General features: G+C 61.6%; 15 protein-coding genes. 8 read left to right on the top strand and 7 right to left on the bottom strand.

Annotated elements, in window-relative coordinates:
• The first annotated feature begins 79 nt into the window (after window positions 1–79).
• Entirely contained in the window at window positions 80–1,105 is a 1,026-nt protein-coding gene (locus BS629_RS11650) for a FecR family protein (protein WP_018243578.1), read from the top strand.
• A gap of 5 nt (window positions 1,106–1,110) precedes the next feature.
• On the opposite strand, the gene BS629_RS11645 is transcribed toward BS629_RS11650, so the two are convergent.
• Window positions 1,111–3,282, bottom strand: a complete 2,172-nt coding sequence (locus BS629_RS11645) for a CHASE2 domain-containing protein (protein WP_018243579.1) — start codon at window positions 3,280–3,282, stop codon at window positions 1,111–1,113.
• Window positions 3,283–3,557: 275 nt separating this feature from the next.
• Between BS629_RS11645 and BS629_RS11640 the strand changes: the two genes are divergently transcribed.
• From BS629_RS11640 to BS629_RS11620, 5 genes are all read left to right on the top strand, one after another.
• Window positions 3,558–5,159, top strand: coding sequence for an adenylate/guanylate cyclase domain-containing protein (locus BS629_RS11640; RefSeq protein WP_018243580.1), 1,602 nt, complete (start codon window positions 3,558–3,560; stop codon window positions 5,157–5,159).
• 178 nt (window positions 5,160–5,337) lie between these two features.
• Window positions 5,338–5,550, top strand: coding sequence for a 30S ribosomal protein S21 (gene rpsU, locus BS629_RS11635; protein WP_003585885.1), 213 nt, complete (start codon window positions 5,338–5,340; stop codon window positions 5,548–5,550).
• A gap of 134 nt (window positions 5,551–5,684) precedes the next feature.
• Window positions 5,685–6,554 (top strand): tetratricopeptide repeat protein, encoded by an 870-nt coding sequence (locus tag BS629_RS11630; protein ID WP_018446048.1) that lies wholly within the window; start codon window positions 5,685–5,687, stop codon window positions 6,552–6,554.
• A gap of 447 nt (window positions 6,555–7,001) precedes the next feature.
• Window positions 7,002–8,657: a sensor histidine kinase gene (locus tag BS629_RS11625; RefSeq protein ID WP_077988239.1), complete on the top strand. Its 1,656-nt coding sequence runs from the start codon at window positions 7,002–7,004 to the stop codon at window positions 8,655–8,657.
• 100 nt (window positions 8,658–8,757) lie between these two features.
• Complete coding sequence (locus tag BS629_RS11620; protein ID WP_018243583.1) at window positions 8,758–9,240, top strand: DUF992 domain-containing protein; 483 nt, start codon at window positions 8,758–8,760, stop codon at window positions 9,238–9,240.
• Between the two features lie 88 nt (window positions 9,241–9,328).
• On the opposite strand, the gene BS629_RS11615 is transcribed toward BS629_RS11620, so the two are convergent.
• From BS629_RS11615 to BS629_RS11590, 6 genes are all read right to left on the bottom strand, one after another.
• A complete protein-coding gene (locus BS629_RS11615) occupies window positions 9,329–10,723 on the bottom strand; it encodes an NAD(P)(+) transhydrogenase (Re/Si-specific) subunit beta (RefSeq protein WP_018243584.1) in 1,395 nt (464 codons plus the stop codon).
• A gap of 6 nt (window positions 10,724–10,729) precedes the next feature.
• Window positions 10,730–11,128, bottom strand: a complete 399-nt coding sequence (locus tag BS629_RS11610) for a proton-translocating transhydrogenase family protein (RefSeq protein WP_003542949.1) — start codon at window positions 11,126–11,128, stop codon at window positions 10,730–10,732.
• The gene (locus BS629_RS11605) at window positions 11,128–12,276 is read right to left on the bottom strand and encodes a Re/Si-specific NAD(P)(+) transhydrogenase subunit alpha (protein WP_018243585.1); all 1,149 of its coding nucleotides are present in this window, start codon (window positions 12,274–12,276) and stop codon (window positions 11,128–11,130) included. Before BS629_RS11605 ends, BS629_RS11610 begins: the two co-directional genes overlap by 1 nt.
• Before the next feature lie 155 nt (window positions 12,277–12,431).
• The gene (locus BS629_RS11600) at window positions 12,432–12,656 is read right to left on the bottom strand and encodes an aa3-type cytochrome c oxidase subunit IV (RefSeq protein ID WP_018243586.1); all 225 of its coding nucleotides are present in this window, start codon (window positions 12,654–12,656) and stop codon (window positions 12,432–12,434) included.
• A 244-nt stretch (window positions 12,657–12,900) separates the two neighbouring features.
• Window positions 12,901–13,653 carry an N-acyl amino acid synthase FeeM domain-containing protein gene (locus tag BS629_RS11595; RefSeq protein ID WP_003542957.1) on the bottom strand — a complete coding sequence of 251 codons (753 nt, stop codon included), beginning with the start codon at window positions 13,651–13,653 and terminating at the stop codon, window positions 12,901–12,903.
• Between the two features lie 142 nt (window positions 13,654–13,795).
• On the bottom strand, window positions 13,796–16,099 hold the full coding sequence (locus BS629_RS11590; RefSeq protein ID WP_018243587.1) for a putative bifunctional diguanylate cyclase/phosphodiesterase: 2,304 nt from the start codon (window positions 16,097–16,099) through the stop codon (window positions 13,796–13,798).
• A 329-nt stretch (window positions 16,100–16,428) separates the two neighbouring features.
• Here BS629_RS11590 and BS629_RS11585 point away from each other — a divergent pair, with 329 nt between their 5' ends.
• Entirely contained in the window at window positions 16,429–16,968 is a 540-nt protein-coding gene (locus BS629_RS11585; RefSeq protein ID WP_026188528.1) for a TRAP transporter small permease subunit, read from the top strand.
• Between the two features lie 21 nt (window positions 16,969–16,989).
• Window positions 16,990–18,483, top strand: a complete 1,494-nt coding sequence (locus BS629_RS11580) for a TRAP transporter large permease (RefSeq protein WP_018243589.1) — start codon at window positions 16,990–16,992, stop codon at window positions 18,481–18,483.
• Window positions 18,484–18,486 lie beyond the last annotated feature (3 nt).

The following is an 18,486-nucleotide window of genomic DNA, read 5'->3' as shown; positions in this document are numbered from 1 at the left end:
CGGCGACCTAACCCAATAGGGTTAGAAGACAAGCAATTGCTAAAATGTTAACAATCGCGTGTTCCGGGGTACGTGTATCATGTGGGGTTGGCGCTCAGTATCAGTCGCGACGCTTTGCATCGCGTTAAGCAGCGCATCGCCGGCACCCGCCGCCGAGCCGGTCGGCCAGGCTGTCGTCATCAAGACGGAAGTGACGGGACAGAGCGGCCCGATCGAGGTCGACACCAGCGTCCATCGCAACGAGCGCATCAAGACATCGCAATCCGGGCTTGGCCAGTTCCTGTTTCGTGACGGCACGAAGCTCGCGGTCGGCTGGGGTTCGTCGGTCGTCATCGACAAATATGTCTTCGATGATTCCCAATCGGTCAAGAAACTCACCATCAGGGCGGCAAAGGGTACATTCCGCTGGGTCAGCGGCAGTTCCAATTCTTCGGCCTACCAGATCCTGACACCGGCCGGCACGATCGGCGTACGCGGCACCGCTTTCGATTTCTACGTCGGCCCGGATGGCACGACCGCCGTCGTGCTGCTGAACGGCGCAGCCCGCTTCTGCGGTCCGGGCGGCTGCCGGCAGTTGCAGCAGCGCTGCGATTGCGTGGTGGCCAAGCCGAACGGCGATATGTCGGCAGCACGCCGGGTCGATCCCAGCATCCTCGAGACGCTCGGAAATCAGCGCGCCCTCCCCTTCCTCTCCGGCAATCAGCGGCTTGCCGGCGGCATCGGCATGCTCGGCGGCTGCAATATGGCCTCCGTCGCGCCGGAAAGAAAAGACAGAAACCGCCCCCCGCCTCCTCGCGATCCGGCGCCGGCACCCAGTCCGCAGAGGCAAGATCCGCCGCAGCGGCAGGCCGAGCCGCAGAAGGAGCGGCCGGCCACGCCTGACAAGCCTGACAAGCCTGACAAGCCGCATCACGACAAACCGGATAAACCCGACAAGCATGATGGCCGTGGCCGGCATGAACATCACGATCAGCACGATGATCACGACTATCACGATAAAGGGCATCATCGAGATCGTGACCGTGACCGCGATCACGACAAGGATCGCGATCGTGATGGGGACCGGAACCACGATAGGGGCCGGAATTTCAATCGCAACCGCTGATGCCGTCAATCGGCGACGCTCTTCTCGAAGCCATCCGGCACCTCGCGGAAGTGATCGCTTCTGCCGGATATCCGCTGGTAGAATTCTGCCAGCCCGCCGATCACCTGCGCCGCCCTGAGCTTTGCCGTGCCGATAAGCTTGCGCGTGTTTTTCGAATGCGAATGCAGCGCCTGCGTCAGCTGCTCGTGAACGACCGTAAGCGCGGCGAACTCCGCGGAGGCTGCGACGCGCTCGTCGCCGACAACGGCGAGAATCTGCGTTCGGCTACTCTTTCCCTTGAGCGGGATGGCGCCGGCCTCGATCAGCGCCATTCCCTGCACCGATCTCGCCGTGCTGTCTGATATGAGGATATCGAAGCCCACCTCCTTGCAGCACGACTCCAGGCGCGCCGCGACATTGACGGCATCGCCGACCGCCGAATAGTTGAAGCGGGTCTTGGCGCCCATGTTACCGACACAGGCGAGACCGGTATGGATGCCGATGCCGATGCCGACTTGCTGTCCAGGCCCGAAGCCGAAGGCGTCGCCGGCGTTCAGTTCGGCCAGCGTTTCACGCATGGCAAGCGCTGCGCGAACGGCCTTGATTTCATGATCCGCCACATCGACGGGTGCATTCCAGAACGCCATGATCGAATCGCCGATGAACTTGTCGAGCGTGCCTTCATTGGCCACCACATGGCGGCTCAGCGCATCGAGCAAGGTATTCAGGAACGCGACCACGGCAGTCGGCGCCAGCCGCTCGCTGATCTCGGTAAAGCTTCTGACATCGACGAACATGACCGTCAGCTCGCGATCGTCTCCGCCGAGGCGCAACGCGTCGCGGGAATGCTCGATGCGATGGAGCAGCGACGGGGAAAGATAATGCCCGAAGGCGCGCCGCACCTCGCGCCGCTCCCGGTCGATCACCAGGATCCGGAACGAGGTCGAGGCGAAATGGGTGATCGATCCGCTGATGATCGGAGCCAGGGGATCGAGGAGAAGCCCCGCATAAAGAAACGAGAGCCAGGACGCCACCAGCGCCATGGCTGTGATCAGCAGGCCGCAGGCCAGCGCGACGGCCGGACTGACGAAGGTCGTCACCCCGACGAGCAGGCATCCGAGCACGGCGATCATCAGGATCTCCAGCCCGTCCGCCCAGTCGGGCCGCGAGAGAAAGCGGCCCGCAAGGATCTGCTCGACGGCCTGCGCATGCAGCGAAACGCCGGGAACGTTCTCGCCGAGCGCGGTGACGCGGATGTCCTGCAGGCCGGCCGCCGATGTCCCGACGAAGACGATGCTGCCGGCGACGGCGGCGGCGACATCTGGAGAGGCCCCTTCGGCCGCAAGCACCTGCCGGGCGGATATATAACGCTCCGCCCGGTCGGGGGTGACATAGAGCCAAAGCTCACCCGCCGCCGTCAGCGGCACGACGAAATCCCCGATCTTTACCGATGTCATGATGCCGGCGCGATCGGGTGCGCCTGATAGCACGTAGGTCGATGCCCCCTGTGCGACACGCAGCGCTTCGATCGCGAGATTCGGATAGAGCTGCTCGCCGTCGGTCAGGAACAGTGGGACCGCCCGTACCACCGGCGAGGGATTGCCGGGATTGAGGCTGATATGACCGAGCCCCGCCGCATTGGCTTCCAACTGCGGCCGCAACGGCGTCGAAGCACCGAGATAGGGGGGGGCTGAGACGGGGCTTTCGCCGGTGAAGGCGAAACCCGCCTTGACCGGCGGCCGGTAATTGCCCTCGTTGGAAAGTCCGAAGCCGAGCACGACGGGCTTTTCGGCAATTGCACGGGCGAATATCTCGTCGTTATCAGGCAGTTTCTCGGCAAGGGAAGGATCGACCCCGGCGACCTCGCGAACGACATTGCGCGGCGACAGCCGGTCCGGCTCGGCGAAGAGAATATCGAAGGCGATGGCCGAGGCGCCCATTTCCGAAAGCCGGTCCACCAGCAGCGCCATCCGGTCCCGCGGCCATGGCCATTGGCCGAATTCGTGCAGCGAAGTCTCGTCGATGTCGATCACGCGGACCGGCATCGGCTCGAAGGTCCTGGGAACCAGCCGCTGATACTCGTCGAAGGTCACGCCGCGGATCAACTTGAAGATCCCGGGATCACTTGCTCGAAGGATCGTAAGCGCAGTCACGATCGCCAGACCGAGAACGACACCGATTTGCTGCGCGCGCGTCATGATCTCACCGGGTGTCCCCTCCCACGGCCGGCAGGGCGACCCGCACCTGCCGGCGGACAGGCTACGCCGCTTTCCATCCAAATGCCATTCGCACCTGCGTTCCGGGGCACTCTCCTTTCGGTCACCTCCGCCGGGCGGCGGAGAAGCGCCATGAATACGGCTACGCCTCCAGTTTTCACCCGGCTTTTGCCTGGACGACGAGGCTTCGACCTTGCCCGGTGCGCGGCGAAATGTTCTTGTAACGATCGAAAATCGGATGCTTTTTCGAGAGAAGAATGAAGGTCGCCGTGATTTCCGAAACCGCCGCGCGTCGCAGCGGCTATTGGCTGATTGTCGTCGTGCTGGCAATGCTCGCAGGCCTGCCGCTCGCCGTCTGGCTTGATATCAGCGATCTCTCGGGAAATACCCTGCGCCGCCAGGCCCGCGATATGAGCTCGCTGATATCGAGCATCCGCTCCTATTATTCCACGAATGTCGTGGGGCGCGTTCTGGCCGCTCACGCCAACGGCACGACTGAGGGCACGGTCGTCTCTCACAATTATGCGAATATTCCAGGCGCCATCCCGCTGCCGGCCACGCTTTCCCTGGAGCTCGGCGACGTCATCAAGGAGCAGCAGGCCAATATCACCTACCGTTTCGTCTCCGACCTGCCGTTCAAAAGCCGCGCATCCCACGAGCTCGACGACTTCGAAAAGAATGCGCTCGCTGCCTTGCGCGCCAATCCGCAGCAGACGCTGAACGACCTCACCCGTGTCGGATTGACCGATACCTTGCGGCTCATCACCCCTGTCGTCATGGGCCAGGCCTGCGTTGCCTGCCACAATGGCCATCCCGAAAGCCCGAAGACCGATTGGAAGGTGGGCGATGTGCGCGGCATTCAGGAAGTCATCATCCGGCAGCCCTATGCGAGCAACGTCTTCGCCTTCAAATACCTGCTCTGCTATTTCCTTTTCGTCGCCTTCATCGGCATCAGCTTCATTGTGCTCCAGCGGCAGCAGACGCGCACCATCCACAGCGCCAACCGGGATCTGGAAGCGGCGAACGAATTCCTCGCCAGCGTTTCCCTGAAGATCTCGCGCTATCTCTCACCGCAGATCTACAAGAGCATCTTCTCCGGGCAGAAGGACGTGGTCGTCCATACCGAGCGCAAGCGTCTGACGATCTTCTTCTCCGACATCAAGGATTTCACGGCGACCACCGAGCGTCTGCAGCCGGAAGCCCTGACGGAGATGCTCAACGAATATCTGACCGAGATGTCGAACATTGCCCTGGAGCATGGCGGCACGGTGGACAAGTTCATCGGCGACGCGATGCTGGTCTTCTTCGGCGATCCCGAAACCAAGGGGCCGGAGGAGGACGCGAAAGCGTGTTTGCGCATGGCCGTCGACATGCAGCGCCGTCTCGGCGAACTCAAGGACAGATGGCGCAGAAATGGCACAGAAGAGCCTTTCGTCGTCCGCATGGGAATCAACAGCGGTTATTGCAACGTCGGCAATTTCGGCAGCAGCGACCGCATGGACTATACGATCATCGGGGCGGAGGCCAATCTCGCAGCCCGGCTGCAATCGATCGCCCAGGGAGGAGAGATTGTCATCAGCTATGAAACCTTTGCGCTGGTGAACGAAATCGTCGACGCCCATCCGCTGCCGCCGATCACGATGAAGGGCATACAGCGCGAGATCGTGCCCTATGCAGTGGATGGGCTGACCCTCGGTGCGGACCACAAGAGCCGTGTTCTCAGCGAGCATCTCTCGGGCCTTGACCTGCATCTGGATATGAGCCGGCTGGAGCCTGCCGACCGCCTCCGGGTCAGAACCGCTCTCAAGGAGGCAATTGCCGCGCTGGATGAAGCTGCGCCCGAACCGGCCCGATCATGACCGGATATCAGGCGAAGCGTGATTTTTCCGCCGCCGCCCATATCCCGTCTAGACTTCCCGTACCCAATCTGCTATTTCGCATCACCAATCGCAAGGCCCCGGCCGCGCGAACGTTATTGTTTTGCCTCTGGCCGCTGCGCCGCCTCCGGCATCAACCAACCAAAGGAACGTGATTCTCGTGCAGGTACTTGTCCGCGATAACAATGTTGATCAGGCTCTCCGCGCTCTCAAGAAGAAGATGCAGCGCGAAGGCATTTTCCGCGAAATGAAGATGCGCGACTACTACGAGAAGCCGTCGCAGAAGCGTGCTCGCGAGAAGGCCGAAGCCGTTCGTCGCGTTCGCAAGCTGGCCCGTAAGCGCGCCCAGCGCGAAGGTCTGGTTGCACGCTGAGCGTTTCCGTCGTTTTTTCGACGTTTTCAGATGCATTGTGGCGGGGGCGATGGGTTCGCCGCCGCTTTTTTAGTTTGCCGCTGAAGATCGCATATCCGCGCACCGGATATGCCGCATGGGGAAAGCGAGCCCGAATGGCTGTCAACACCTTCAATCCGTCCCGCGCTTTGCGCTTGCAGAAAACGGCATTCCTGCCCGCTTTGGCGCTGGCGGCAATGTTCGGCCTCGCCGGCTGCGAGACGACCAATACCTCGGATGCCGTGATCCGCATCGATAAGGCGCAGGGTTCGGAAGAGAATATCGCTTCCCTGACGGCGGTTATCAACGCCAATCCGAGGGATCCGGAAGGTTACAACGTCCGTGGTTCCGCCTATGGCCGCGCCGGCCAGTTCCGCCCGGCGCTGAACGATTTCAACACGGCGCTGCAGATCAATCCGCGGTTTTTCCAGGCTTACGCCAACCGCGCTCTCGTCTATCGCAATATGGGCCAGCAGGCCCAGGCGATTGGCGACTACAATGCCGCCCTGCAGATCAATCCGAGCTACGATGTCGCCTATATCGGTCGCGGCAATGTCTACCGGATGGCCGGCCAGGACGATCAGGCTTTCAACGACTTCGACAAGGCGATCCAGCTCGGCACCACCGATGGCCGCGCCTATCATAATCGTGGCCTGATCTATCAGAAGCGTAATCAGCAGGATAAGGCAATCGACGATTTCTCGAAAGCGATCTCGCTCGCGCCGAATTCACCCGAGCCCTATAATGGCCGCGGCATTTCCTATATTGCGCTGAACGACGACGACAACGCCTTTGCCGATTTCAATCATGCGATCGAGCTCAACGGCAACATCGCCGAATCCTGGGCCAACCAGGCGCTCGTCTACGAACGCCGCGGCGACAAGGCAAAGGCCGCCCGGTCCTATCGCCACGCGATCGGCCTCGACCCCAAATACCAGCCGGCTCGCGACGGCCTTGCCCGCGTCGGCGTCGCCCCAGCCGGCTAAAGATATAATTGGGCGGCCCTGAGCATCGGGCGGCCCGCAACCGCCACCTGCCGGTCGCACCACCCATCGGACGCCGGCAAAGGCCCTGATGATTCAATCGAATCTTCCGGCTCTGGATATCATCGAGGTGATATCGTGCCACGCCAGGCAGTGGAAGCGACGTGGCGCAAAGGCGGCGCACCGACATTAAGACGAGACGCCGAAAAAGCGTCCGTCGTCGTCGATGCCTGTCATAGTATGTTGCAACCTGCTCTTGCTCCCCCTAACATGGACCTGCTTCGATAGCCCGCTATCGAGCGGTCGAACACGTGTTGGGGGCGATTTGCGAGAGATGCGGATCTTTGCTGTCCTGGCCGCAAGCGAAAACCGTTGCGGGCCACGCGCATTACAGCGCCGCGAGTCTTTTCAGAGGCGCAAAGGGCGCTGTAACATTTTGAATTGCGACAGATGAAGATCGTCGCGCTGTTCTTTCCGAAAGCCTCGATCGGAACCTACCTCGTCGCCATGGCGGTGGCGATCGCACTGCCGATCTTCGCCTTCGTGGCGCTGCTTCTGCTACAGCTGGAGGACAACCAGCGTTCGACGCTGAAGCGCGAGACGGCCCAGGATGCGCTTGCCCTTTCACGCATCATCGACCGCCAGCTTCAGGACATGGCGACGACCCTGCGGCTGCTTTCGAGTTCGCCCGAGCTTGAAAACGGCAATCTCGCCTCCTTCCACGAGCGCACGGAAACGGCCCTCAGAGACAACACGCTTTTCGTCATTGCCGTCGACCGCACCGGCCAGCAGCTGTTGAACACGCGTCGGGCGTTCGGCACGCCGCTTGGCAAGACGGCGAACATGACAGCCCTCGAAGCGGTCATGGCTTCTGGTCGCATCGAGGCATCAGACGTCTTTCGCGGCTGGACCAGCGGCGAATGGGTCTATAACGTCACCCTGCCACGGAAGAATGATCCGGTCGCGGCCCTTATCATCACGCAGGACGCCAAGGATCTGGGCAAGCTCGTGACCACCGAGGGCCTTGCGCCCGGCTGGTCGGCCGCCGTCATAGATGAGAGCGGCCACGTCGTCGCGGCCACCGGCCCTGCCAACCTCGAACCCGGCACGCCCTTCGACCCGCGCATTCTGCCGGCGCTCACCGTGTCCCGCGGCGTCTTCCAAGACGAGACAATCCTGCCGCACATGCTCCTCGGTTATGCCCAAATTCCCGGTTGGTCGTGGAAGACGGTGATCTGGGGACCGATCGCCCAGGCATCGATCCTCAGCACCTGGCGTTTCCTCATCATCGGCGGCGTGGCACTGGTGCTCGTCGCCGTGCTAGGCGCTTATGCCGTCGCAAGACAGGTGCGCACCACCATCCGCGATATCGCCGACATGGCGAACCGCATGGGCGAAGGCCATATCGTCTCGCCAGTCGAGACCAGCGTCATCGAGGCGAACCAGGTGGCGATTGCCCTTTCGAATGCCTCTTTCGATCGTAGCCAGACCGAGGACCGGCTGCGTTTCGTCATGCACGAGCTCGTCCACCGCACCAAGAATCTTCTGACGCTTGCCCAGGCAATGATGCGCCAGCTCGCCAAGCAGTCCGACAGCGTCGAGTCCTTCCGCGCCGCCGTCGCCGACCGGCTCGAGGGTTTGGTGCGTTCGATCGAGCTCCTGACCAGCGAACAATGGGGAGGCGTGTCGCTGCGGCGGGTCGTCGACATCCATCTGCAGGCCTTCCCGCAATCGCGCGAGCAGATCGACATCAGCGGCAAAGACTTCGTGCTGAAGCCGGATGCCGTGCAGAATCTCGGCCTCGCCTTGCATGAACTCGCCACCAATTCGGTAAAATACGGCGCGCTCTCCGTACCGCAAGGCCGGGTCCGCTTCGCATGGCGCGACCTCAAGGAGGAAGACAAGCCGGATGCCCTGCTCCGCTTCACCTGGGAAGAGCAAGGCGGCCCGCCGGTCACCGAGCAGCCATCGCGCTCGGGCTTCGGCACGACCGTTATCAAAGCCCATGCCGCCTCCGCCTTTCGCGGCACGGTTGAGATCGATTTCCGGCCCGAAGGCCTGTTATGGGTACTGACGGCGCAGCGCGCCACGCTGGAGCGGGAATAGAGCGCCGCGCGTCTCTTCAGACGCGTTAAGTTTGAATCCGCGCCCGGAACATTCGCTACCTCCACCCGTTTCGGACAGGTCGTTCCAAAGGAGAAAGACCATGTTCAAGCAAACGATGATCGCAGCCGCGGCACTGACGGCCGCTGCCTGGGGGAGCCCGGCGGGCGCGGAAAACTATGTCACGCTTGGCCGTCTTGTCTGCGGATCGGATGGCGGCCAAGGTCTGATCGTCACCTCGCAGAAGAACCTCATCTGCACCTATACGCCGGCGGCCGGCGGCGCCAAGGCGGTCTATGCCGGCAAAATCGAGAAATTCGGCCTCGATATCGGTCAGACCGGCAAGAGCGTCATGATCTGGCAGGTGCTGGCAAAGACCGGGACGGATATTCCGCAATTCGCCCTTGCCGGCGAATATTACGGGATCGGTGCCGATGCGAGCATCGGTGCAGGGGCCGGCGCCAAGGTCATCGCCGGCGGCAATAACAAGGCCTTCATGCTGCAGCCATTGAACGTCCAGGCTCAGGAAGGCCTGAACCTGGCGATCGGCGTCGAAAAGATGACGCTCGTGCCGGGGGAGACCTGACGAAAGCGGCCGGCCCGGCCAAGGCAGACTGCCGTGGCCTGCCGCATGAATCAAACAGCCGCCCGAAGGGCGGCTGTATCTGCGTCGATCAGTGCGCGATCGCCTTGTTGATATCCTCGGTCATCTTCTTCGCGTCACCGAGCAGCATCATCGTACCGTCCTTGTAGAACAGCGTATTGTCGATGCCGGCATAACCCGAGCCGAGCGAGCGCTTGACGAAGAGGCAGGTCTTTGCCCGGTCGACGTCGAGGATCGGCATGCCGTAGATCGGCGAGGTCTTGTCGTCGCGCGCCGCCGGATTGGTGACGTCGTTGGCACCGATGACATAGGCGACGTCGGCCTGGGCGAATTCCGAGTTGATGTCCTCGAGCTCGAAAACCTCGTCATAGGGAACATTCGCTTCGGCGAGCAACACGTTCATGTGGCCGGGCATACGGCCCGCCACCGGGTGGATCGCATATTTCACCTCGACGCCGTTCTTCTTGAGATTGTCGGCGAGCTCGCGCAGCGCATGCTGGGCCTGGGCGACCGCCATGCCATATCCCGGCACGATGATGACCTTCGATGCGTTTGCCATCAGATAAGCCGCATCCTCGGCCGAGCCGAGCTTGACCGTCCTGTCTGATGTGTCAGGTCCGCCGGACGCCGTCTCGCCGCCGAAACCGCCGAGGATGACGGAGACGAAGGAACGGTTCATACCCTTGCACATGATGTAGGAGAGGATCGCGCCGGAAGAACCGACGAGCGCGCCCGTGATGATCAGCGCCAGATTGCCGAGCGTGAAGCCGATGCCGGCCGCGGCCCAGCCCGAATAGGAATTCAGCATCGAGACGACGACCGGCATATCGGCCCCGCCGATCGGCACGATCAGCAGAACGCCGAGCGCCAGCGACAGCGCCACGACGGCCCAGAAGTCGAAATGGCTTTCAGTGACGGCAAGCCCGATGATGAAGAGCACGATCAGCACCAGCAGGCTGGCATTGATCACATGCCGGTAGGGCAGCAGGATCGGCTTGCCGGACATGCGTCCGTCAAGCTTCAGGAAGGCGATGATCGAGCCGGTGAAGGTCAGCGCTCCGATTGCCACGCCGAGCGCCATCTCGATGCGCGCCTCGGTGTGGATGTGGCCGATCTCGCCGATGCCGAAGGAAGCAGGCGTGTAGAGCGCGGAGGCCGCGACCAGCACGGCGGCAAGGCCGACCAGCGAATGGAAACCCGCGACGAGCTGCGGCATCGAGGTCATGGGGATGGTGCGGGCGACATAGGCGCCGACGCTGCCGCCGATGGCAAGGCCAAGGATGATCAGCACGAAGCCGCCGAAATTCGGGGTCGCCAGCACCAGCGTCGTCAGGATCGCGATCCCCATGCCGATCATGCCGTAGAGATTGCCCTTGCGGCTGGTGGCCGGATGCGACAGGCCGCGCAGCGCCAGGATGAAGAGCACGCCGGAGACGAGGTAGAGGAAGGCTGCGATATTGGTCATCAGTCCTCACCGGTCCTTCTTGCGGTACATCGAAAGCATCCGCTGCGTGACGAGGAAGCCGCCGAAGATGTTCACCGAGACGAGCACGAGAGCCACGAAGCCGAAACCGGTCGCAAGCCCGCTGGTCGAGATGCCGACCGCCAGGAGCGCGCCGACGACGATGACGGAGGAGATCGCATTGGTGACGGCCATCAGCGGCGTATGCAGCGCCGGCGTCACCGACCACACGACGTAATAGCCGACGAAGATCGACAATACGAAGATGGCGAGCTGGAAGACGAAGGGATCGATCGCCCCGCCGGTCGCAGCACTTGCCGCTTCCGGTGCCTGGGCCGCCGCCGTGATGACGGCGGTCACCGCCTGGTCGAGCTGCTCCAGCGCTCTGTCCATTGCTTCACTGGCCATCAGATGTCTCCCTTCTTCGCGCCGCCGAAGGCGGGATGAACCACGTCGCCGGCATAGGTCAGCATCGTCGCCTTGACCAGCTCGTCGTCGAGATTGACGACGACGCTCCGGGTTTCCTTGTTGACCATCGTCTCGAGGAAGGTGACGAGGTTCTTGGCGTAGAGCGCCGAGGCGCTGGCCGCAACCCGGCCCGGCATGTTGGCGAAACCGATCACCCTGACGCCTTCGATATCGGCGATCTCGCCGGGGACGACACCCTCGATATTGCCGCCGCGCTCGACCGCAAGGTCGACGGCGACCGCACCTGATTTCATCGAGGCGAGCATAGTGTGCGAAACGAGCCGCGGCGCCGCACGACCGGGGATCAGCGCGGTGGTGATGACGATATCCTGCTTGGCGATGTGTTCGGCAACCAGAGCCGCCTGCTTCGCCTGATAGTCGGCGGACATTTCCTTGGCATAGCCGCCGGCCGTTTCCGCCGCCTTGAACTCCTCGTCCTCGACGGCGATGAACTTGGCGCCGAGCGAGGCGACCTGCTCCTTGGCGGCGGGCCGAACGTCAGTGGCCGAGACCGCCGCGCCGAGGCGGCGCGCGGTCGCGATCGCCTGAAGACCCGCGACGCCGGCGCCCATGACGAAGACCTTGGCGGCCGGCACGGTGCCGGCCGCCGTCATCATCATCGGCATGGCGCGGTCATAAACCGCCGCCGCCTCGATGACAGCCTGGTAACCGGCGAGATTGGCCTGGGACGAAAGCACATCCATAGACTGGGCGCGGGTAATGCGCGGCATCAGTTCCATCGCGAAAGCCGAAAGCCCCGCGCTTGCCAAAGCCGCGATCGCTTCGTCATTGCCGTAGGGATCCATGATGGCGATGACGACCGCGCCGCTTTTATAGCCGGAGATTTCCGATCCGCTGGGCCGGCGCACCTTCAAGACCACGTCGGCGGAGGCTGCATCCGCAAAAATGCCGATCCTGGCACCCGCGGCCTCGAATTCTCCGTCCGGAATGCGTGAAGCTGCACCAGCACCGGCTTCGACGATGACGTCGAAGCCGAAACTCTTCATCTTCTTCACGGTCTCGGGGGAGGCGGCGACACGTGTCTCCTCGCCCGTGATTTCCCTTGCAACGAAAACGATATTGCCCAACTGCCCCCTCCTCCGGGTCAGCCAGACCGCCGCAGGCTCCCCTGCGCGGGCCAAGCATCTAATTCACAAAGCTTCAGAGAAGCTCTCCTCCCCTCAGAGCGCCGTGCGTCCTTTCGGACGCACAAAGGACGCTCTGACCCTCTGAATCCACGCGGTCAGCGGAACAGGAAGATGCCGGCGGCGAGAAGAATGATGAAGACGAAGAGGCCGCCGAGAAGGCCGGCGCCGCCGAAGAAACCGGCGGTCATCGCAAGCAGGAGGACGATGAGAAGCATCGAGCCGTATTTCGCGCCGGCGATGAACATGTCGTAGGTCTTTTCATGTTCTTTGTAATCCATCGGCGCGCCGGTCTCGACCGGTCCGGTATGATGTTCGGCCATAAATATCGTCTCCCTGAAATGCCTCTGCGCTGCCTAATTTCCCTCTAGGCGAGGGAAATCCCTACGTGCAGGGATTACACAATGACAGGCGAAAGCGCAATGCATGAGAATGCCGCAGGCGCGTGTGGCAACCGCCATGTCAGAGGCCCGGAATATGACCTGAGGACGGCCGATATCGCCTGCGTCCGTCGTCCACCTCATTTGCCCCGGCGAAGATCGTCTCGCCGTCGGGGACGAGGGCAAATTACAGCGGCAGGTCGGTGCCGAGTTCGCCTTGCGGCACGAAACGCGCCGTCGGAATGATGGTGAGCGGCGGCAAGGTGTCGTTGGGATTGCGCGAAAACATCATGCGCTGCTCGCTGGCGCTGGAGATGAAGAAGGGATAGCGCGTCAGCAGCTTTCGTCCGACCTCGATCACATTCGTCGCCATCAGCGTCATGTCGATCCCGTAATTTTTCGCCAGCCGGCCGGGCACGACCGTATCGGCATAAAAGACCCGCTTGTAGAAGGCCGCATGCGGCGGCCGAACGAATTGAAGAACGCGGTCGGCACGGAAATACGCCGCCGCCACGATGGTGGGCCTCAGCGTCAGATAGGGAACCCACGGCAGATCGGCGGTGAGCTCGGGGTCGGCTGCAAAACGCGCCGGATCGATCAAGGTCAGCCCCGCATCCAGGAGTTCATCCATCGCCTCGGGAAAGGCGCCACCGGACTGACTGAGACGATGTTCCGGTGTCACATAATGAACCCGGATCGTACTGACCAATTCCCCATAATAGTACAGACCGAAGATATAGGCGTGGCTATCGAAATCGCTGTCATCCAGCAGCCCTTTCGGGGCGAGCGCCAACACGTCATGGGCCTTATAGGCCTTGTAGCGCAACCGTTCTACCTGCTCCATGTCTTCGCTGCTTTCGACGCGGCGATACTCGACATGATCCAAAACTTCCAAAATTTTTGTGCTGAAATCACTACGCTTGAACAGTGTCTCTGACATTTCTCGATCCGCTCGTTAACGGATCATTAATCATACGCCAGCAACATTTAGGCAAGGAAATCCGATAATTTCGGCCGTTTTTAAATCGTTAAGGTTAACGCGGAACGCACTCTTCAGGGGGAAAACTCTCCGTTGAGACCGCTCAGGCGACCTTGCTGCGGCGGCGTTGCACGACGCGGCGGCCGATGCCGTGTTGCAACAGCGGGATATTCTGGGAAGGCACCGGCGGCGAGAAAACGTAGCCCTGAACAAGATCGGCGCTGCGGTGCTTGTTGAGCAGTGCGAGCTGTTCCTCGGTTTCGACGCCTTCGATGACGATCTTCAGGCCCAGTTCGCGAGCGAGATGGACCGTGCCGCGCAGCAGCTTCAGGCGGCGGTTATCCTCGACGATGTTGCGCACGAAGGAGCGATCGATCTTGACGATATCGAGCGGCAGTGTGTCGAGATAGCTGAGGCTGGAGAAGCCGGTACCGAAATCGTCGATAGCGATGGTGATGCCGCGGGCCCTGAGCTCCGCCAGGATGGCGCGCACGGCCGCCGGCTCGTCGATCAGGCAGCTTTCGGTGACTTCGAGATGCAGCCGCGCTGCGTCGAGGCCGGAATGGGCAAGTGCTTCGGCGACCACCGAAAGAATATCGGCATCGCGCAGATCCCGCGCCGAGAGATTGACCGAGACGGCGATATGTTCGGGCCAGTTCATGCATTCGCTGCACGCCTTGAACAGGACGAAGCGGGTGATGTCGGAGATGATGCCCATATCCTCGGCGAGCCGGATGAAGACGTCGGGCGGGATCGAGCCCTTCTCCGGATGAACCCAGCGCGCCAACGCCTCGGCGCATTCGATCCGCGATCCGTCGGACCGGAACATCGGCTGGAAGGCGAGATGCAACGCCTGCGCCGAGACAGCCTCGCGCAGATCCGCCTTCAGTTTCTGCTGCTCGATATAGCGGCCATCCATCTCCCGCTCGAAGCCTGATATGCCGCCCTTGAAGCGCGACTTGCTTTCAAACAGCGCCAGATCCGCCTTGACGCTCCATTCATCCATCGCAAACGCGGCACTTTCGAGAATCGCGTAGCCGGCGCTGAGCGAAACCAGGAAGGTCAGCTCGTCGACCGCGTAATTGCCCTGGATTGCGGCGTGCACGCGGCGAATCTCGACGTCGAGCGAAGCCGGTTCCTTGGCATGCGGGAAGAACAGGATGAACTGGTCTCCCATCAACCGGCCGAGGATGGCGTTGCCGGAGGCCTGCTTGATCCGGGCGGCGATGGCGCAGAGCAGGTGGTCGCCCGTAACGTGGCCGCGCATGTCGTTGACATGTTTGAATTCGTCGATATCGAGGACCATGAAGCCGAGCGGCCCGGACTTCCTTTGATGTTTGGCGAGATACTCCTGCACCAGCTGGCCGAAATATTCGCGGTTCGGCAGGCCGGTCAGCGCATCGAAGCGGACCATGTGCATGATCTTCTGCTCGGCCTTCACCCGGCTCGACACGTCCTCGAAGATCAACACGGCCCCGCCGTCGGCCCTTCGGCTGGCGGAGAATTCGAGCGACAGGCCCTCGGGGAAATGAATGAGCGTCCGCGATAGGTTGCCTTCGGCGACCTGGGTGAGCTGGCGCAGAATAAGCTCCGGCTGCGAGGCGTCCATGAAGCTGTAGCGCGCACCGTAGCGCAGCACGGCGCCAAGTTCGCGATCCTTCAACCGCTCCGGCGCACCGATCTTCAGAAGCTCGCAGGCCTTCCGATTGACGACCTGAATACGGTTTTCGGCATCGACCATGACCAGGCCATGCGGCATGTTGTTGAGCGCCGTGTCGAAGCGGTCGGCGATGATGGTGATTTCCCGGCGCGCGATGACATTCTCATAGAGGAACTCGCGCACGCCGTTCGCCATGGCTCGCGTCGTCAGCCAGAACGGAATGAGGAAGATCGACAGCAGGCCACGATAGAAATCCAGCGCCAACAGGCTGCAGACGATCATCGGCAGACAGCAGGAGAAGGTCTGGAGGTCGACCGCCAGGCGCGAACCGTAATTGCGGCCGACAACGGAAACCATGGTCGCCATAGTGACGGCAATGCAGGCAAGTTCCGCAAAGGAATCGTGGACCACGAAGATGGCGTATCCGCTGGCGATGCCAAGCAGCGCGGTGGTGCAGGCCGCACCGGCAACCAGGATCCTTTCCCAACGCTCGATCCCGACGTGCGACAGGCTCTCCTTGTCGACGCGATCGAACTGCCGGAAGACGACCATGCGAACGCAGAAGACCAGGAGGAAGGCGACCGACAGCACGATGTAGACGAAGGACTGCGTCTTGGCAGCAACGGCAAGGCAGGTCGCAACATGCACGATCACGCCAGCAAGCAGCGTCATGCGGTTCCCGGAAAGGGAACTCACAAACGACAGATACACATCTAAAGGGACCCTGTTCGGGTTATCTGGCTTCATCCACACTTTCCCTGTGCGCGGGAATTCTAAGCCCAACACTTTAAAAATTGATTTCAATGGAATCAAACATTTGGTCAAATTTTCTAAAACCATAGGATGAACAGCACAGCTTACACGCGCTAATGCAGCCTACTGGCGAGATTATTGAAATAATTTATCCACGCCTGGGTTGTTGAAATATTTGACGGCCATACCGCCCGGCCGATGCATCTAAGACTATACTCCAACGCGAGGCATTTATCCTTCCAATTTCAAAGGCCGTGGTCTACATCGATTGCAAGAGGGAAAAGCTGCCGGAAAACCGGCAGGACAAGAACAAGGGGAGGCGAATGTCGGTACTTCTGGCAGCAAGCCGGCTGATCGATTCGATCAGTCAGTTCATGGGCAAAATTTCCGAATATATGGTGCTGTTCTGCTGTCTGATCAGCGCCGGAAACGCCATCGTCCGCTATGCCTTCAACTACAGTTCGAACGGCTGGCTTGAGATCCAGTGGTATCTCTTCGCCTTCGTCGTCATGCTCGGCGCCTCGCATGCGTTGCGCAACAACGAGCATGTCCGCGTCGACCTGATCTATGGTTCGGTTTCCGACAGGGCGAAGATCTGGATCGACATCGTCGGCCTCATCCTCTTCCTCCTTCCCGCATGCGTCTTCCTCGCTTGGATCTGCTGGCCGTTCTTCGCACTGTCCTACCAGCAGGGAGAAATATCGGGCAACGCCGGCGGGCTCATCCGATGGCCCGTCAAGCTGATCCTCGTCGCCGGCTTCGCGCTGCTTTCCCTTCAGGGGGTTTCCGAACTGATCAAGCGGATCGCAGCCGTTACCGGCCATATCAGCATCGATACAAAATACGAAAAACCGCTGCAGTAGCGCGGGCTGGGAGAAACGGACTTGTTTGATTTCGGCATCATCCCGCCGGCCATGTTCCTGGGCATGGTCATCTTCATGCTCTACGGCTTTCCGGTCGCCTTTTCGCTCGCCGCCGTCGGCCTGTTTTTCGGCATCGTCGGCATCGTCACCGGCCATTTCGGCGAAGTCTTCCTGCAGGCGCTGCCGCTGCGCTTCTTCGGCATCCTTTCCAACGACCTCCTGCTCGCCATCCCCTTCTTCACCTTCATGGGCGCGATACTGGAGCGCTGCGGGCTTGCCGAGGATCTGCTCGAAGGTACCGGCAAACTCTTCGGCGGCATTCCCGGCGGCCTCGCCTATGCCGTCATCCTCGTCGGCGCCGTGCTGGGCGCGATCACCGGAACGGTAGCCGCCTCCGTCATCACCATGGGGGTGATCTCGTTGCCGATCATGCTGCGCTATGGCTACAATCCGCGCCTTGCCACCGGCGTCATCGCCGCCTCGGGCACGATCACCCAGGTGATCCCGCCCTCGCTGGTGCTCGTCGTTCTTGCCGATCAGCTCGGCAGGTCGGTCGGTGACATGTATCTCGGCGCGATCGGCCCCTCGATCCTGCAGGTGACGATCTTCGTGCTCTTCATCCTGGTGTTGTCGATCATCAGGCCGAAATCGATGCCGCCGCTGCCGAAGGAGGTGCGCGGCGACTTCAACTGGGCGCTGCTCGTGAAAGTGCTGATGGGCATGGTGCCCTCGATCGTCCTGATTTTCCTGGTGCTCGGCACGATCTTCATGGGCCTTGCGACGCCGACAGAGGCAGGCGCGCTCGGTGTCGTCGGCGCGATGCTGCTTGCCGCCATGAACCGGCGCCTCACCTGGCCGCTGATCCGCGAGGCCATGGCATCGACCACGCACATCACCTCCATGGTGGTGATGATCCTGATCGGCTCCACCTGTTTCAGCCTGGTTTTCCAGGGCATGGACGGCTCGCGCTGGATCGAGCACATGCTGTCGGGCATTCCCGGCGGCCCGGTCGGCTTCCTGATCTTCGTCAACATCTTCATCTTCGTGCTCGCCTTCTTCCTCGATTTCTTCGAGATCGCCTTCATCGTCATCCCGATGCTCGCACCGGTCGCCTCCAGTCTCGGCATCGACCTGATCTGGTTCGGCGTCCTGATCTGCGTCAACATGCAGACGAGCTTCATGCACCCGCCCTTCGGCTTCGCGCTCTTCTACCTGCGCTCCATCGCCAGCAAGGACGTCAAGACCTCGGATATTTACATGGGTGCTCTCCCCTGGGTCGGCATGCAGCTGATCCTGGTGGCGATCGTGATCTTCTGGCCGCAATCGGTAACCTATTGGCTGGATCACGGTCCGAAGGTCGACCCGAACTCGATCAAGATCGAAGTCCCGGGCTTCGGCGGCCAGCTCGGCCTACCGCCGATGGGCGGCGGCGGCAATGGCTCACCGCAGATCCCCGGCCTGACCCTGCCGCCACTGAACGGCCTGCCGGGAGCACCGCCGCCACCGGCAAAATAGTCC

Origin of the sequence: Rhizobium leguminosarum bv. viciae USDA 2370 (assembly GCF_002008365.1) — a bacterium.
GTDB classification, from domain to species: domain Bacteria; phylum Pseudomonadota; class Alphaproteobacteria; order Rhizobiales; family Rhizobiaceae; genus Rhizobium; species Rhizobium leguminosarum.
This window is presented reverse-complemented; position numbering and strand designations above follow the sequence as displayed.

Excerpts from the sequence above, each read along its gene's own strand:
- BS629_RS11630 (WP_018446048.1), top strand. The coding sequence starts at position 5,685 with ATGGCTGTCAACACCTTCAATCCGTCCCGCGCTTTGCGCTTGCAGAAA.
- BS629_RS11645 (WP_018243579.1), bottom strand. The coding sequence starts at position 3,282 with ATGACGCGCGCGCAGCAAATCGGTGTCGTTCTCGGTCTGGCGATCGTG.
- BS629_RS11600 (WP_018243586.1), bottom strand. The coding sequence starts at position 12,656 with ATGGCCGAACATCATACCGGACCGGTCGAGACCGGCGCGCCGATGGAT.
- BS629_RS11625 (WP_077988239.1), top strand. The coding sequence starts at position 7,002 with ATGAAGATCGTCGCGCTGTTCTTTCCGAAAGCCTCGATCGGAACCTAC.
- BS629_RS11615 (WP_018243584.1), bottom strand. The coding sequence starts at position 10,723 with ATGACCAATATCGCAGCCTTCCTCTACCTCGTCTCCGGCGTGCTCTTC.
- BS629_RS11620 (WP_018243583.1), top strand. The coding sequence starts at position 8,758 with ATGTTCAAGCAAACGATGATCGCAGCCGCGGCACTGACGGCCGCTGCC.
- BS629_RS11585 (WP_026188528.1), top strand. The coding sequence starts at position 16,429 with ATGTCGGTACTTCTGGCAGCAAGCCGGCTGATCGATTCGATCAGTCAG.
- BS629_RS11595 (WP_003542957.1), bottom strand. The coding sequence starts at position 13,653 with ATGTCAGAGACACTGTTCAAGCGTAGTGATTTCAGCACAAAAATTTTG.
- BS629_RS11640 (WP_018243580.1), top strand. The coding sequence starts at position 3,558 with ATGAAGGTCGCCGTGATTTCCGAAACCGCCGCGCGTCGCAGCGGCTAT.
- BS629_RS11590 (WP_018243587.1), bottom strand. The coding sequence starts at position 16,099 with ATGAAGCCAGATAACCCGAACAGGGTCCCTTTAGATGTGTATCTGTCG.
- BS629_RS11650 (WP_018243578.1), top strand. The coding sequence starts at position 80 with ATGTGGGGTTGGCGCTCAGTATCAGTCGCGACGCTTTGCATCGCGTTA.
- BS629_RS11610 (WP_003542949.1), bottom strand. The coding sequence starts at position 11,128 with ATGGCCAGTGAAGCAATGGACAGAGCGCTGGAGCAGCTCGACCAGGCG.